Below are 14,252 nucleotides of genomic sequence, written 5' to 3' on the forward strand. Positions count from 1 at the left end.
AACAGCCACGGAGGGACACCGCATGTCGACAGAGGGACGCACGAAGGTCGACTTCTACTTCGACCCGATCTGCCCGTTCGCGTGGATCTCGTCCCGGTGGATCCTCGAGGTGGAGAAGCAGCGCGACCTCGACCTGAACTTCCGGGTCATGAGCCTGTCCGTGCTCAACGAGGGCCGTGACCTGCCCGCCGACTACCGCGCCATGCTCGACCAGGGCTGGGGCCCGGTGCGCGTCGCGATCGCCGCGGCCAAGCTCAAGGGCGACGGCGTGCTGCGCGACCTCTACACCGCGCTCGGCACGAAGATCCACAACGAGGGCCTGGGCAAGGACCGCGAGTACGACAAGGCCATCGCGCTGGCGCTGGAGGAGGTCGGCCTGCCCGCCGAGCTGGCCGCCGCCGCGCACACCGACGAGCACGACGAGGAGCTGCGCGCCAGCCACCACCGCGGCATGGACCCGGTCGGCGAGGACGTCGGCACGCCCACGATCCACATCGACGGCGTGGCGTTCTTCGGGCCGGTGCTGACGAAGATCCCGCGCGGCGAGGACGCGGTGCGGGTGTTCGACGGGGCGCGGGCGCTGGCCGGCTACCCGTACTTCTTCGAGCTGAAGCGGACGCGGACCGGCGGCCTGGACTTCTCCTGACGCGCTCGGTGTGACACTCTTGGGCACGTTTCGTCCAGGGGTGTCACACCGTCTCCGGGGAGTCCGCCGTGATCGAGGTCGTCAACCCGACCACCGAAGAAGTCGTCGGCACCGTCCGCGCCGGCACGACCGGTGACGTGGACGCGGCCGTGACCAGGGCGGTCGCCGCGTTCCCGGCGTGGTCGGCGACGCCGCTGGAGACCCGGCTCGCCCTGGTGCGGTCGGTCGCGGACGCGCTGGAGGCGCGGGCCGAGGAGTTCGCCGCGACCATGACGAAGGAGATGGGCACGCCCATCACGTTCGCCTCCCGCGTGCAGGTGCCGAACCCGGTGGGCATCGCGCGGGGCGTGGCGGACGTGCTGGCGGGCGGCTACTTCGACGGCGAGGAGATCGGCAACTCGCTGGTGCTGCGTGAGCCGGTCGGCGTGGTCGCCGCGATCACCCCGTGGAACTTCCCGTTGCAGCAGATGGTCGCGAAGGTCGTGCCCGCCCTGGCCGCGGGCAACGCGGTGGTGCTCAAGCCGAGCGAGCTGGCCCCGCTCACCGCCGACCTGCTGGCCTCGGTGCTCTCCGACGCCGGTGTGCCGCCGGGCGTGTTCTCGCTGGTCCACGGCTTCGGCCCGGTGGTCGGCGAGGCGTTGGCCAGTCACCCGATGGTGGACATGGTGTCGTTCACGGGTTCGACGCGGGCCGGTCGGCGGGTGGCCGCGCTCGCCGCCGAGACGGTCAAGCGGGTGGCGTTGGAGCTGGGCGGGAAGTCGGCGAACGTGGTGCTCGACGACGCCGACCTGACCCGCGCGGTGAAGATCGGCGTCGCCAACGCGTACATGAACAACGGGCAGGCGTGCAGCGCGTGGACCCGGCTGCTGGTGCCCGCCGACCGGCACGACGAGGCGGTGGAGATCGCCGTCGCGGCCGCGGCCAAGTACGAGCCGGCCGACCCCGCCCTGCCCGGCACGCGCCTCGGCCCGGCGGTGTCGGCGGCCCAGCGCGACCGCGTCGTCGGCTACATCCGGCGCGGCGTCGAGGAGGGCGCGAAGCTCGCCCTCGGCGGCCCCGAGCGACCGCTGGAGCGGGGTTTCCACGTCGCGCCGACCGTGTTCGGCGACGTGCGGCCGGACATGGCGATCGCGCAGGAGGAGATCTTCGGGCCGGTGCTGTCCGTCATGCCGTACGCGGACGAGGACGACGCCGTCCGCATCGCGAACTCCACCATCTACGGCCTGGGCGGCGCCGTCTTCTCCGCCGACCCCGAGCGCGCGCTGGCCGTGGCCAAGCGCCTGCGCACGGGCCAGGTGGACATCAACGGCGCCGCGTTCAACACCCGCGCCCCGTTCGGCGGCTACCGCCAGTCCGGCAACGGGCGCGAGTTCGGCGCGCACGGCCTGGACGAGTTCACCGAGGTGAAGTCCGTCCAGCGCTGATCCGGTCCACGCGACCGCGAGAGTCCGACACCCACACCGCGAGAGTCCTACGTTCACACCACGTGAATTCAACGCCCAGCGCCGGGACGTGTGCGTCGAGCATTGAACTCGGGGTGCGTGGGCGTTGGACTCTCGCGCGGTGGGCGTTGGACTCTCGCGGGTTGGGGTCAGGCGCGCAGGACGCCGTCGGCCAGGCGGGGGACGGCGGTGCTGACGTCGACCTCGCCGGCCAGGGCCACGTCGCCCGCGTGACCGGCGGCGATCAGCTCCCGGCCCGACACGCAGCCCGCCAGCACGTCCGCCACGGACGCCCGCGCGTACACCTCGGCCGCCAGGGCGGCCTCCACCGACGCCGACCCGTACCCGAGCAGCGCCGCCATCACCGCGCCCGCGCCCAGCAGGTCCTCCACCGCCGGCCGCAGCGGCCCGGCCCCGTCGGACTCCGCCAGGTTCAGGCCCCACCGCTCCCCGGCCGGCACGACCCCGATCGGCCCGCCCGCCGCCAACGACCGCGCCGCCGCGGCCACCGCCCGCGCGTTGCGCAGGCACCCGGCCAGCACGATCGACCCCGTCGACGCCGCCACCGAGCACAACGTCGCGCCGTTCGGCGACGCCAGCTCCAGCACCTCGCCGGGCGGCACCGACACCAACGACGACGGCCGCAACGTCCACGACCGGTCGGCCGGCGGGGCCGCCGAGGCCCGGTCGGCCCAGTGCACCGGCCGCACCGCGCCCCCGCGCGCGACCACGACGTCCACCGCCGTGGAGAACGACAGCACGTCCACGACCACCAGCACCGCGCACCGCCCGCCGAGCGCGGTCACGCCCTCGACACCCCATTCCAGCCGGAGCCGGGAACCCTCTTGTCCGAACACCCGGCCCAGGATGGCAGACTTGCTGACGTGCGCGTTTACCTGGGATCGGACCACGCGGGCTTCGAGCTGAAGACCCATCTCGTCAAGCACCTGACCGACGCGGGCCACGAGGTGGTCGACGTCGGACCGGCCGAGTACGACGCGGAGGACGACTACCCGCCGTACTGCATCGAGGCCGCCCGCCGCGTGGTCGCGGACGAGGGCAGCCTGGGCATCGTCATCGGCGGCTCCGGCAACGGCGAGCAGATCGCCGCGAACAAGGTGCCGGGCGCGCGGGCCGCGCTGGCCTACAGCGTCGAGACCGCGAAGCTGGCCCGCGAGCACAACGACGCCCAGCTCATCGGCATCGGCGGCCGGATGCACACCACCGAGGAGGCGTTCGCGATCGTCGAGGCGTTCCTCGCGACCCCGTTCTCCGGGCAGGAGCGGCACGCCCGCCGCATCGCCATCCTCGGCGAGTACGAGCGCACCGGCGAGGCGCCGGCCCTGCCCTGATGCCCGAAGGCCACACGCTGCACCGCCTGGCCCGGCTGCACCAGCGGCGGTACGCGGGCTCGACGGTCCGGGTGTCGAGCCCGCAGGGCAAGTTCTCCGCGTCCCTCGTGGACGGCCGGCTCTTCGAACGGGCCGAGGCGCACGGCAAGCACCTGTTCCACGTCTACGGCCCCGACGCGACCGTGCACGTCCACCTGGGCCTCTACGGCACGTTCACCGAATCGCCCCACCCGGTGACGGACCCGGTCGGCGCGGTGCGGATGCGGCTCGTCGGCCCCACCCACTGGACGGACCTGCGCGGCCCGACGCGTTGCGAGGTCCTGACCGACGTCGAGGTGGACGCCCTGCACGCCCGGCTCGGCCCGGACCCGTTGCGCGGCGACGCCGACCCGGACCGGGCCTACGCGCGCATCGCCCGGTCCCGCCAGTCGATCGCGGTGCTGCTGATGGACCAGACCGTGCTCGCGGGCGTCGGCAACGTCTACCGCGCCGAGGTGCTGTTCCGGCACGGCGTTCACCCGTACGTGGCGGGCCGCGCGATCGACCGGGCGCTGTGGGACGACCTGTGGCTCGACCTGGTCGTGCTCATGCGCGCCGGCGTGAAGATCGGTCGCATCGACACCGTGCGGCCCGAGCACCTGCCCGAGGTCACCGGCCGCGCGCCGCGCCAGGACCGGCACGGCGGCGAGGTGTACGTCTACCGCCGCACCGGTCAACCGTGCCTGGTCTGCGGCACGCCCGTCGCCGCCGCCGAGCTGGCCGGCCGCAACCTCTACTGGTGCCCGACCTGCCAACCGGCCTGACCGGGTCAGATGTCGAAGCCGCCGAAGTCGCCGCCGCCACCCCAGTCGCCGCCGCCGAAGTCGCCGCCGTAGTCACCACCGGCGTCCCCGGCGTCGCCACCCGCGTCGCCGCCGTCCCCACCGTCGCCGCCGCCGTCGTCACCGGCCGCCACGGCCGCGGGCACCCCGACCATGCCGACGAACATCGCGTTGAACAGCATCATCGACCCGAACGTCCACGCGCCGGCCACGAGCGCGGGCTTCCACCACGGCTCGGAGTACCAGCCCTGCGGCACCGGCCGGCCCGCCACGACACCGCCGGGGTAGTAGTGCGGCGTCTGCGCGCCCGGCTGCGGCGAGGCGACGTACCGGTGGCCCTCCACCGTGACGTCCCGCTCCTCCGAGACCTTGCCCGCGCGGCTCTGGCCGGTGAGGTCCGGCAGCTCGGGGCCGGGGTCGAGGCCCATCGCGACGCGCGCGGCCCGCACGTAGTACAGGCCCTCCATCGCGGTCTGCGTGACCAGGCGGCACTGCTCCACCGTGCGCGCCTGCTCCATCTGCGACCCCGCCGCGGTGAACCGCTCGGACGCGTCGGCCAGCGCCTGCTGCGACGCGACGTCCGTGCCGGTCAGGTTCATCACCTGGCCGCCCAGCCGCTCCACCCAGCGGCGCGCCTCGGCCTGGGCGTCCTCCAGCTCCCGGCGGCGCTTCTCCGCGGCGGACCGGGCCGAGTACCAGATCACCCCGGCCAGGGCGAGCAGCACGAGCAACACGATCGTGGTGGTCATCGACCCTCCCGATGCTTGATGCCCGGAAAACGCCACGCACGGTGCGGAGGTTCCCGAAACGGTCAGAACACCTCCGTGCAGTGGGGCTCCCGATCACCCAGGAACGCATGTGACAAGGCGTTCAGCGCACCGTCCGTGACCTCACTCACCCGCTGGGCGCGGGCCAGCGTCGTCAACCGCGTCCCGCCCAGGTAGGCCGCGCCCAACGCCTGCACGTCGAGCACGACGTCCGGGTCGTCGTCCACCCGCTGCACGGTCGCCGTGCCGTCCTTCACCGTGAGCCGCCACCGGCCCGCGTTCCACGGGCAGAACTCGTCCGACACCTCCAGCACGGCGTCCACGTCGGAGTTGTAACGCCGCCCGGCGAGCGCGCGGTCGACGTCCACCAGCCGCACCCACAGCGCGTCGGACCGGCTGCGCAGCGCGAGCCGCACGTCGTCCAGCAGGTGCAGCACCGGGTCGTCCGAGGCGGTGTAGAACTTCAACTCGCCCACCAGGTCCAGGTCCAGCAGGTACCGGTAGAGCGCCGCGTACGCCTCGTCCGTGCGGGCCGCGATCTCCCGCACGTGCAGCTCGTTGCGCGGGCCGCGTTCCTGCCAGTCCTGCTTGACCCGGTAGACCGCGTAACCCTGCGGGTGCACCGCGTAGCGGTACGCCGTGAGCCCGTCGCGGTCCCGCTCGGTGTCGGCGAAGTAGGCGTCCCAGGCGGCGTCCGTGCGGCTCAGCCACCCCGTTCGGCCCGGCCGCAGCTCGTCGTACACGGTCTTCATGAACGGCATGGCCTCGTCCCGCGAGACCTCGCGCACCCGCTCGCCGTCGATCGACACGCCGGGGCGGAACGCCGCGTCACCCGGCACGGACAGCCGGGCGAACTCGCTGGCGAGCCCGTACCCGAAGCGGGGGTAGATCGCCGCCTCCGACGCCCACAGCGCGGCGACGGCCTCCCTGCCCTCGTCGTGCAGGGTGTGCAGCTGCGCCCGCATCACGCGGGTGAGCACGCCGCGGCGGCGGTGCCCCGGTTTCACGGCGACCGCCGTGACCGCGGCGAGGGGCTGCGGACCCGCGCCCGGCACGGTGATGTCACGGGTCTGGACGCCACCGCCGCCGATCAGCTCGTCGCCGTCGAACACGGCGTGGTAGCGGTCCGGCTCGAACAGGTCACGCCACCGTTCGAGCTGGTCCTCGACGCTGTCGGCGAGGAAGGCGGAGTTGAGGACGCGTTGGTACGCCGCGAGTTCGTCCGCGGCCAGGGTGCGGATGGTGAGCGCCATCTCCCGTTCATACGCTGCCGGGCGTTCACGCGCGAACCCAATTCCGGCACGCGCGCCGGTTTCCCGGAACCGGCCGGTGATCGGCCGTCCGGGGAGCAGACTGTGCGCGTGAGGAACCTGCGCGTGGTCCTGAGGTGCCTGGTGACCTTCGGCATCGGCTTCCTCATGGTGGTGCTGGCGATCCGCTTCGGCGAGGCTTTGTGGCGCGCGGTGTCGTCCTGAGCGCCCTAGCGGGGCGTGACGAAGCAGAACTCGTTGCCGGCGGGGTCGCGGAGCACCTGGAAGCTGCCCTGCTCGTCGGTGTGGACGCCGCCCAGCGCGGTCGCCCCCAGTCCGGTGGCCCTCCGCGTCGCGGCGGCGATGTCGGGGACGTCGATGTCCAGGTGCAGCCGGTTCTTCACGGCCTTCGGCTCGGGCACGGGCTGGAACGAGAGGCGCGGCCAGCCCGGCGGCACGACGTGCGCCCACCCGTGCGCGCGGAGGACCGGTTCGCCCCCGAGCAGCCCGGCCCAGAACCGCACGAGCCGGGACGGGTCGGGGCAGTCCACCACGATCTGGTTCAGGCGCATGGTCCCATCATGAGGCGACGTGGGACCCGTTCGTCTGGCCAAAGCGTCGTGGCTCACAGGCGACCGAGAGCCGCGGCCCCCGATCGTGACGGTCCGGTGTGGACTGACCGGCGTACCACTACGACTACCCCGACGCCCGCAGCCACCATGACCGCCAGCCCGCCCACGGCGTCCCGCCGCTCGCCCCGGAGACGCCTATGTGCGCAACACCGGCGGACAGGGCAGATTGGGTTCTGCGCTATTTCCCAATTCATTTCCAATGGACGTTGGACGACCTCGTTGACGGACGCCGTGAGCGACCCGTCCTGGCCTCAGTGGAACCGGGTGGAACCCGACCGCCTGATCGCGGAAGCTCCGAGGCCGACGACGTGGCGGAGCACTTCGTTCTCCTGCGATCGGAGTTGCGGGAAGCCGTCCCAGCCCTTCACCACTTCCCGCAACCCTCTCGACGGGCCTCGCACGTGCCATCGGGGTAATGACCTCAACCCGTCGCCGAAAGCTTAAAACGCTCCACCGAACCCAAGTCAACCCAATCCACCACCCCCAACCGCGTGAATCTCCCCCGTGATCACCCCACCGGCCCTCATTCCCCACAGCAGCCAATCCGATCACCAGCCCCACACCGATCCCTCCACCCTCAATCCGCTCCCCACCGGTCCCTGCTCATCGCCACTCGTTCATTGTCCGGGACCCCGCCAAGCTGCCCAGGGTGCCGGGCTGGGTCTGGTCGCGCGCGGCCCACTCGATGTCTGAAGCCGGCTTGCGCTGTCGTTGCTCGACGGTTGAGAGGGCTGTCAGCGGAGTTGGCTTCGTGGGAGGACGAGCAGTTCGCGGTGCGCGATGCGCTCTGGTGGGCAGATATGACGACCAGTCCAGATGGCGAAACGACGACCGTAGGTGATCGGCTCGCTGAGATCCGCGAGCGCTATGGGTCGGAAGACGTCGTGACCGTATTCATCGGGCAGGCTGAGCCGGAGTTGGTGGCCGCGGTCGAGAGGAGTGAGGAGCGTCTACGGGAGTTCCGGCACGGTCAGGTGGTGAAGTAGGGCTTCGGCCGGTTCTCGGTCTCTTTTTTGATCTCGCGGATGACGGTGTGGCTGATGGTCTCGCCTACGTCTTGGGCTCCGCCGGGGATGGAGTAGAGGTCGTTGTCGGTGCGGCGGATCATGAGCAGGCGGCCTTGGTCGTCTTGGACGAACGCGGTCACGGCTACGACGATGTTGGGGTCGTTGTAGGTCTTGATCAGGCTTGGGTTGTCGACCAGGCCGCGGCGGTGCCGGGGACACGGGGGTCGGTGGAGGTTTGTCCAGCGTTCACGCCGGTCGCCTTGGCGATCTGGTCGAGGCCGAAGCCGTTGCGTAGCAACGAGTGTTGACGACCAGGCGTGCCGAGGGAGCCACGGTGGTGCCCGGCACCGGTGCCGGGCGAAGGTCGGGTACAGCCTGCGCGCGACAAGGATGCGTCAAGTCCGCGCGACCCCGGTGGCTGACATGGTCCGTTGGCATGTCACCGCTGACCTGCCGATCCGGGCCGAGCCGCCGGTGTTCGCCGGGAGGGTGGGGTTCCGGCTCGGCAACGCGGCTCCGGTCGTTGATCGTGACGCGTTGCCACGTCTGGCCCAGGCGCTCGCCGAGGGCGGACTCACGGACCGGGTGGGCACAGTTCCACCCACGCCGCGCTCGTCTCCCCGCACGCGAGGGGCACGGAAGATCCGCAGGAAGCGAAAGACCGCCCTAAAAGGACGGTCCGTGAGGGCTCTACCAGCGAGAAGAGTAGAGAGCGGGTGACGGGAATCGAACCCGCATGACCAGCTTGGAAGGCTGGGGCTCTACCATTGAGCTACACCCGCATCGCGGCCACCGGGGTGGGCGCGTGGTTAGCTTAGCCGGTCGCGATAGGCTGAGGTGGACCGGGGCGTGGCGCAGTTTGGTAGCGCACCCGCTTTGGGAGCGGGGGGTCGCAGGTTCAAATCCTGTCGCCCCGACCAGGTCAGAGGCTCTTTCCTCCTCCGGGGGGAGAGGGCCTCTACCCGTCTGGGGAGAAATCCGGGAGACGATCATGGTTTCAGGGGTCATCTCACGACGTCCAAAGCAACCCTCGGAGACGCCTCCGGTGCCCTGGGTTGACGCGCCGTAGGGCCTCAGCGAGCGCCGTCACGGGTGATCTAGGGCACATCTCCGCCCTGATGTCGAGCGCTGCCTCCCACCCGCTGTGAGACCGTCCAACAGCCGCGGCTGCATGTCCGCCGTCACGTGGGAGTAGCGGCCCCTGGAGCGAGCCGTCCTGGTGGCCCATCCGGTATCCCTCAGCACCGCCGGCGTTCCCGGCTCGACCATCAGCGTCCGGTGCGAGTGGCGCCGGCCGTGCGGTGTGAGGCCAGGGGCTACCGGAACACGGCAGGCATCGGCACGGCCGCCAGCGTTGCGTCCGCGTGCGGGCACCCGCCGGCCACGGTCGGCCAGCAGCGGCACCGGGCGCGCGTCGTGCGGGGCCTTGCGCGGATACCAGCCGCTCACCGCCGGCGCGAACAACCACGTCGCGAACCCGTTGCGGCGCCAGTGCGCCGCGATCTCCCCGTCCGCTTGGCCTCGCACGAACCCGAGTTCGGCGATCGCGGCCAGCACGTTCGCCCGGGTCACGTCGACGACCCGCTCTGGGTGGTTCAGCACGTTGGACACGGTGCCGGTGGACACGTCGGCCCGGCGTGCCACGCCGATCGCTTCGCGCCGGTCCGGCGGGCGGCACCGTTCGCCGTGCCGAGCCCACGGAATACGTAGGTCCGTCCGTGGCACGTGCACAGCTTCGGCGAGGTGCGCCCGATGTGGTCATAGACCAGCTTCGACAACCAGCTCGGCAGATCGACGTCACGGTAGGAGTCGTCTTTCGGCGGGCACCGGTGAAACTCGCTGGTGTCCAGGGTGATACGCCGTTCCGCGGCGCGCGGACACATCCTGCCATGATGTTGCGGCTACTTGATCTCATTGAGTGCGGCGCAGCCACATAGCTCCCTCTGTTGTCGTTCTGTGGCGCCGCGGCTCCATCCTTCCACGGCGCCTGCGTGGAAGAGCCGACGTCCGAGGCGTACGGCCTGGTGGCTGTGCAGTCGTCCATCGGCGGCGAACCTCGACACGGTCCTGTGGTAGATCCCGACGTACTGTGCAGCTTCCTTGGTACTCATCCACCTCGGGCGCTTCGGAACCGATTCGTCTCGACTGGAACGACTGACGACTGTTGTTGTGCAGCAGAGATCGCCAGTTCGCGCGTGATGACGACGAGTGCTTGGGCGACACTTGCGAGTTTTCCGCCGTAGCGAGCAAGCTGGGGTGGCGAATGCATGGACGCAGTGTCCGGGTTGGGCCATTGAGGCGCGTCATGTCGTTCGTTACCGACCACGATCGTGGCGCTCAGAGGAAGCCGTGTGACGCCGAGCGGTTGGTTGTGCCGGCCCGAACCGGCACGGTCGGCACACCTCCGCACAGACCGCCACGGGCCCGGACGGCGCAGCTCAGGGCGCGTTGTGCAGGCCGTGGACACGTCGGCACACGGTTGCCGCTGTCGGCATGCGCCGACCCTGTGCGGCCTCCAGGTCGGACCGTCGCCCTCTTCGGGAGGGCGGCAGACGATGCGTACCGCCTCTTCGGGGACGTAACGCTAGGCCGGTTGGCTTCGACGTTTCTAACACCCGTCCACGATCTGCTGGAGACGACATGACGACTGACCCTCTGCCCCCGTTATCTCCTGACCAACTCGCGGTCCAAGGCGCCTCCGGCCGCAAGATCACGGCTTTATTCGGAGGGATCGTCGTTGGTGTGCTGATCATCGCTGGCGCCGTGTGGCTATGGGGCGGCCAACAGTCCAGCGGTGGTGTCGCCCCCACGGCCTCCTCGTTCGTACCGACCGCGTTCGAACTACGCGGCACTCTGGATCTGACTGACGGCGCCACTGGCTACGCTGACTCAGGCGAATGCGCCGGGTACCGCGGCTACGACGACATCGCCGAAGGCGCTCAGGTCACTGTCTACGATGCGTCCGGCAAGGCTGTGGCGTTAGGGAAGCTGAGTAACGCCCAGTACGAAGGCAGCGTGTGCAGCTTCGAGTTCGTTGTGGGGAACGTCCCGCTCGGGGAGAACATCTACCAGGTCGAGGTTTCTCACCGTGGAAAGGTGTCCTACACGTTCGAGCAGGCGAAGGCCGGCAAGGTTGCGCTGTCGCTCGGTAGGCGCTGACCACCCCTCTCCTGGTGCCTCAGTAGCGGTTGATGGCGGCTTTGATCGCGTCAATCTCGACCACGGGCACCGGGTTCGGGGAGCCGTTGACCCGCTGCCGCCGTGCCTTCGGGCACTCCACGCTGGCCGCGGTCAGCGCCTCCCCGGACCGTTTGGCGTCCCACCTGATCCGGGCCGCGAGTTCGGCGACGGCGACCAGGCCAGTCTCGTCGTCCTCGATGACGTCGACCAGCAGACCAAGCACGTCGGGTCCGCCGAGCACAGTTTCTCCTGCCGCGTCGCCAGCACCAGGCCGACGCCCTTGTGGATCCTGAGCAGCTTCGCTTATAGGTGCTGGCACCGAGGATGGCTTCCGACGGCTGCTACGTGATGACCTTGAGCGCGAACCGGGTGCCGAACTCGCCTCGCAACCGGTCCGGCAGCACCTTGCCGTCAGGCTTCTGCGTGGTCAGCACCAGCGAGTACCCGGCGGCCGGGCCGGTCTTGGCGATGTAGGTCAGCAGGTCGCAGATCCGCTGCCCGATCCTCTTGCCCTTCGGGTTCTCCGGGTCGATCGGGAGATCGTTCTCGCCCCGAGTCGAAGGTGACGCTGGAGATCATCCGCGTCCCCACCCACGGGATGCCGCTGGCCGTGATCGTGGTGGACGAAGTGCAGAACTACCTGGGCCCTTGCCGTCTGCCACGATCAACCTGACGTACAGGTCCAGGGAGGATGAGCCGCACCTCGTTGACGGCCAGCACGGACGCCAGCGCCTCCCGCTTGGCGATGACGTCGGACGCCTTCCGGGACGGCGGCAGATCCAGCACCATTGGTCCACCCGGTGGCGTCGTTGCCTGGGCGCTCGACCATCAGCAGCCCTTCGGCCTTGCCGATCGCGCCAGCCGCCCGGAACGCCTCCACGAGATTGTTGCCGTCCATCAGCATGACCAGCGACCGGGCACCGCCGAGCGCGGCCTGACGACCCGGTGAACCGTCCTTGCGGCGTCCAACAGCGGCGAGCGCCAGCGTGGTGACACCGGCGACAACGACGACTGCGACCCCGCCTGACACCCACCACCACACGGTGCCGCCGAGCCCGGTCACCACCGCGCCGGTAACGCTGATCCACGCGCGCCGGCGGCGCACGACGGCGATGTCCTGCCACCGCGTCGCCAGGGTGTCAGTCGACTTCGCGGCGGGCGTAGAAGTCGGCTACCCGGACCCACTGCCACCACGCCCGGCAGGCGACCACGCAGCCGCGCAGAACGGTTCGGCAAGCCCCGCATCGCCGCCGCGGATCCCGGGCAGGGGGCGCCCGAGCAGGCGCCCGGCTACGGGGTCGAGGCCGAGGAGCCCGACGTGGTCCCCGAGGACGACGACCGCGACTAGCCGCCCAGCTCGTTGACGGCGGTGGAGATCGTGGCCGCCTCACGTTCCAGCGCGTCGTCCGGCGAACTCTCGTCGACGCCCCGGCCCAGCAGCTCGGCCCTCGACACGAGCAGCATCGCACCGCGGAGGCCGTCGGTGTCCAGGTCGTCGACCTTGACCACCTCGACCCTGCCCTCGACCAGCACCAGGGTGGGGTCCGGCACATCGGACGCCAGCAGGGCGCGCAGGTCACTCGCCTTCACCGTCATGGCTTCGACCTACCCGCCGCCGGCCCCGTGAAACGCGGGCCGTTCTTGAGCACACCCGCGCCCGGGTGCTCAAGAACGGCTCCCAGTGTCACGCCGGGGTCGCCACCTGCTCGCTGACCACCTGCGCCGCCGCCGACACGAGCGCCGTCACGGACGGGTTGGTGGAGTTGTCCTGGCGCCACGCGAACTGCGTGTACACCCGGAACGGCGGCACCCAGGGCAGTCGGCGCAGCCGGCCGTCGGCGAGCTCCGCCGCGACCGTCACCTCGGGGACGAGCGAGATCCCCAGGCCCGAGGCGACCGCCCGCTTCGCGGCGTCGATCGAGTCGAGCGCCAGCACGGGCGACTTCGACTCGGCGTCCTGCAGGCCCAGCGCCTGCTCGAACTGCTCGTAGTAACTGGCGCCGTTCTCGGCCCGGATGAGCGTGCTCCCGCGCAGCTCGTCCTCGGTGATCACCGAACGCCTGGTCAGGGCGTGGGTCGGCCCGGCGACCATGACCAACGGCTCGGGGCACAGCACCGTCGTCTCCAACCCCTCGCGGGGCTCCACGGAGCCGATGAAGAAGGTGCAGTCGAGCCGTCCCTCGCGCACCGAGGTCAGGTTGGCCTGGGTGTTGCGCGAGTGGAGTGAGATCTGGACGCTCGGGTAGCGCCAGCACATGTACTCGATCAGTGGTAGCAGACGGTAGTCGGTCAGACTCTGTGCGCTGCCGATGACCAGCTTGCCGTGCGGCTCGCCGTTCATCGTGATCGCTTTCCTGGCCTTGTCGGTCAGGGTGATGATGTTCCGCGCGAAAGGCAATAGCTCGACACCGGCAGAGGTCATCTGGATGCCGCGCGGAAGTCGTCGGAACAGGGGGACGCCGAGGGTCTCCTCGAGCGCCTTGATCCGAGTGGTTATAGTGGGTTGTGAGCAATTCAGCGTGGCGGCTGCCTTGGTGAAACTGCCCGTTTGAACCACAGTTGTGAACGCCAAAAGCTGACGCGTCTCCATGGAGCTCCCCAACGGTGCGTGTAAGTGGTCCACGATGAGGCCGGTACGGGACGGCATCGTGATCTCTTGTGCGTGGCGGCAGTTGACCTGGCCGTGCTGATCAGGCGCGGCCCGAGGTCGATCAACATCGCCGCGCTACCGCCAGGGGTGGAACGCGGTGGCCGGGAGGCTCCCCGGGGGCCGGTCGGACCCCGAAGCGACAGCCGGCGCCCAGTGGTGGTCCTGGGTTAGTGTTCGGCAGCGGCGGAATGGATCTCATCGGGTCATCGGCACCTTGTCTGGTAGGTGGTTAAAGAGCTCGATGACATTGTCTCGCTCGTTCCTGTCGGTCCCGGTTGCCGGTTGCGTCCGCTGCTGACCCCCCAGAACGTCCGGCAACGCCAATTATTGCTGGTCCAACATGCGGATCCGGGCGTCACGCTACCTGAAACCCACACTAATGGACTACGGCGGTTGGAGTCATCTCGACAAGTGAAAGTTTTCTGGCGAGCGCTACTCCAAACGGCCTCAATTCACTCTTTGTGGCGAACCTCCCCTCCGCGATGGTTGCCGACTGTTAGTCGCC

At 70.1% G+C, this 14,252-nt stretch carries 15 protein-coding genes, 2 tRNA genes and 2 pseudogenes; 7 read left to right on the forward strand and 12 right to left on the reverse strand.

The genetic code is table 11. From position 1 onward, the window contains the following. Positions 1-22: 22 nt before the first annotated feature. Together ACWEFJ_RS04130 and ACWEFJ_RS04135 are read left to right on the forward strand one after the other, a co-directional pair. Positions 23-646 (forward strand): mycothiol-dependent nitroreductase Rv2466c family protein, encoded by a 624-nt coding sequence (locus ACWEFJ_RS04130; RefSeq protein WP_378084192.1) that lies wholly within the window; start codon positions 23-25, stop codon positions 644-646. Positions 647-702: 56 nt separating this feature from the next. Then, positions 703-2,070, forward strand: a pseudogene (locus ACWEFJ_RS04135) (aldehyde dehydrogenase family protein); the annotation flags it as partial. Positions 2,071-2,237: 167 nt separating this feature from the next. Here the strand turns inward: ACWEFJ_RS04135 and ACWEFJ_RS04140 are convergent. Further along, positions 2,238-2,945: a 2-phosphosulfolactate phosphatase gene (locus ACWEFJ_RS04140; RefSeq protein WP_449712871.1), complete on the reverse strand. Its 708-nt coding sequence runs from the start codon at positions 2,943-2,945 to the stop codon at positions 2,238-2,240. 27 nt (positions 2,946-2,972) lie between these two features. Here ACWEFJ_RS04140 and ACWEFJ_RS04145 point away from each other — a divergent pair, with 27 nt between their 5' ends. Beyond that, positions 2,973-3,440, forward strand: coding sequence for a ribose-5-phosphate isomerase (locus ACWEFJ_RS04145; RefSeq protein WP_378084189.1), 468 nt, complete (start codon positions 2,973-2,975; stop codon positions 3,438-3,440). After that, positions 3,440-4,243: an Fpg/Nei family DNA glycosylase gene (locus ACWEFJ_RS04150; protein WP_449712872.1), complete on the forward strand. Its 804-nt coding sequence runs from the start codon at positions 3,440-3,442 to the stop codon at positions 4,241-4,243. The genes ACWEFJ_RS04145 and ACWEFJ_RS04150 overlap by 1 nt, the downstream gene beginning before the upstream one ends. A 5-nt stretch (positions 4,244-4,248) precedes the next feature. Here the strand turns inward: ACWEFJ_RS04150 and ACWEFJ_RS04155 are convergent, their stop codons facing one another. The 3 genes from ACWEFJ_RS04155 to ACWEFJ_RS04165 all read right to left on the reverse strand — a co-directional run bounded on the left by ACWEFJ_RS04155 (position 4,249) and on the right by ACWEFJ_RS04165 (position 6,850). Beyond that, on the reverse strand, positions 4,249-5,010 hold the full coding sequence (locus ACWEFJ_RS04155) for a hypothetical protein (RefSeq protein WP_449712873.1): 762 nt from the start codon (positions 5,008-5,010) through the stop codon (positions 4,249-4,251). 62 nt (positions 5,011-5,072) lie between these two features. Beyond that, on the reverse strand, positions 5,073-6,281 hold the full coding sequence (locus tag ACWEFJ_RS04160) for a GNAT family N-acetyltransferase (RefSeq protein WP_449712874.1): 1,209 nt from the start codon (positions 6,279-6,281) through the stop codon (positions 5,073-5,075). A 227-nt stretch (positions 6,282-6,508) separates the two neighbouring features. Then, on the reverse strand, positions 6,509-6,850 hold the full coding sequence (locus ACWEFJ_RS04165) for a VOC family protein (protein WP_378084184.1): 342 nt from the start codon (positions 6,848-6,850) through the stop codon (positions 6,509-6,511). A gap of 833 nt (positions 6,851-7,683) precedes the next feature. Here ACWEFJ_RS04165 and ACWEFJ_RS04170 point away from each other — a divergent pair. Then, the gene (locus ACWEFJ_RS04170; protein WP_449712875.1) at positions 7,684-7,896 is read left to right on the forward strand and encodes a hypothetical protein; all 213 of its coding nucleotides are present in this window, start codon (positions 7,684-7,686) and stop codon (positions 7,894-7,896) included. Positions 7,897-7,913: 17 nt separating this feature from the next. Here the strand turns inward: ACWEFJ_RS04170 and ACWEFJ_RS04175 are convergent. Together ACWEFJ_RS04175 and ACWEFJ_RS04180 are read right to left on the reverse strand one after the other, a co-directional pair. Continuing rightward, positions 7,914-8,096 (reverse strand): annotated as a pseudogene (locus ACWEFJ_RS04175) (NUDIX hydrolase); the annotation flags it as partial. Positions 8,097-8,628: 532 nt separating this feature from the next. After that, positions 8,629-8,699, reverse strand: a tRNA-Gly gene (locus ACWEFJ_RS04180). 61 nt (positions 8,700-8,760) lie between these two features. Here ACWEFJ_RS04180 and ACWEFJ_RS04185 point away from each other — a divergent pair. Continuing rightward, positions 8,761-8,837: transfer RNA gene (locus tag ACWEFJ_RS04185), tRNA-Pro, on the forward strand. A 166-nt stretch (positions 8,838-9,003) separates the two neighbouring features. On the opposite strand, the gene ACWEFJ_RS04190 is transcribed toward ACWEFJ_RS04185, so the two are convergent. Beyond that, positions 9,004-9,543: a LacI family DNA-binding transcriptional regulator gene (locus ACWEFJ_RS04190; RefSeq protein ID WP_449712876.1), complete on the reverse strand. Its 540-nt coding sequence runs from the start codon at positions 9,541-9,543 to the stop codon at positions 9,004-9,006. 275 nt (positions 9,544-9,818) lie between these two features. Then, entirely contained in the window at positions 9,819-10,211 is a 393-nt protein-coding gene (locus tag ACWEFJ_RS04195; RefSeq protein ID WP_449712877.1) for an excisionase family DNA-binding protein, read from the reverse strand. A 346-nt stretch (positions 10,212-10,557) separates the two neighbouring features. Here ACWEFJ_RS04195 and ACWEFJ_RS04200 point away from each other — a divergent pair, with 346 nt between their 5' ends. Continuing rightward, positions 10,558-11,076 carry a hypothetical protein gene (locus ACWEFJ_RS04200; RefSeq protein ID WP_449712878.1) on the forward strand — a complete coding sequence of 173 codons (519 nt, stop codon included), beginning with the start codon at positions 10,558-10,560 and terminating at the stop codon, positions 11,074-11,076. Between the two features lie 19 nt (positions 11,077-11,095). On the opposite strand, the gene ACWEFJ_RS04205 is transcribed toward ACWEFJ_RS04200, so the two are convergent. From ACWEFJ_RS04205 to ACWEFJ_RS04220, 4 genes are all read right to left on the reverse strand, one after another. Continuing rightward, entirely contained in the window at positions 11,096-11,338 is a 243-nt protein-coding gene (locus tag ACWEFJ_RS04205) for a hypothetical protein (RefSeq protein ID WP_449712879.1), read from the reverse strand. A 423-nt stretch (positions 11,339-11,761) separates the two neighbouring features. Further along, positions 11,762-12,160: a hypothetical protein gene (locus ACWEFJ_RS04210; RefSeq protein WP_449712880.1), complete on the reverse strand. Its 399-nt coding sequence runs from the start codon at positions 12,158-12,160 to the stop codon at positions 11,762-11,764. 281 nt (positions 12,161-12,441) lie between these two features. Further along, positions 12,442-12,693, reverse strand: a complete 252-nt coding sequence (locus tag ACWEFJ_RS04215) for a hypothetical protein (RefSeq protein ID WP_378087131.1) — start codon at positions 12,691-12,693, stop codon at positions 12,442-12,444. An 88-nt stretch (positions 12,694-12,781) separates the two neighbouring features. Beyond that, positions 12,782-13,687, reverse strand: coding sequence for a LysR family transcriptional regulator (locus ACWEFJ_RS04220; RefSeq protein ID WP_378087133.1), 906 nt, complete (start codon positions 13,685-13,687; stop codon positions 12,782-12,784). Positions 13,688-14,252 lie beyond the last annotated feature (565 nt).

The sequence above is a fragment of the Actinosynnema sp. NPDC004786 genome, from assembly GCF_053601135.1.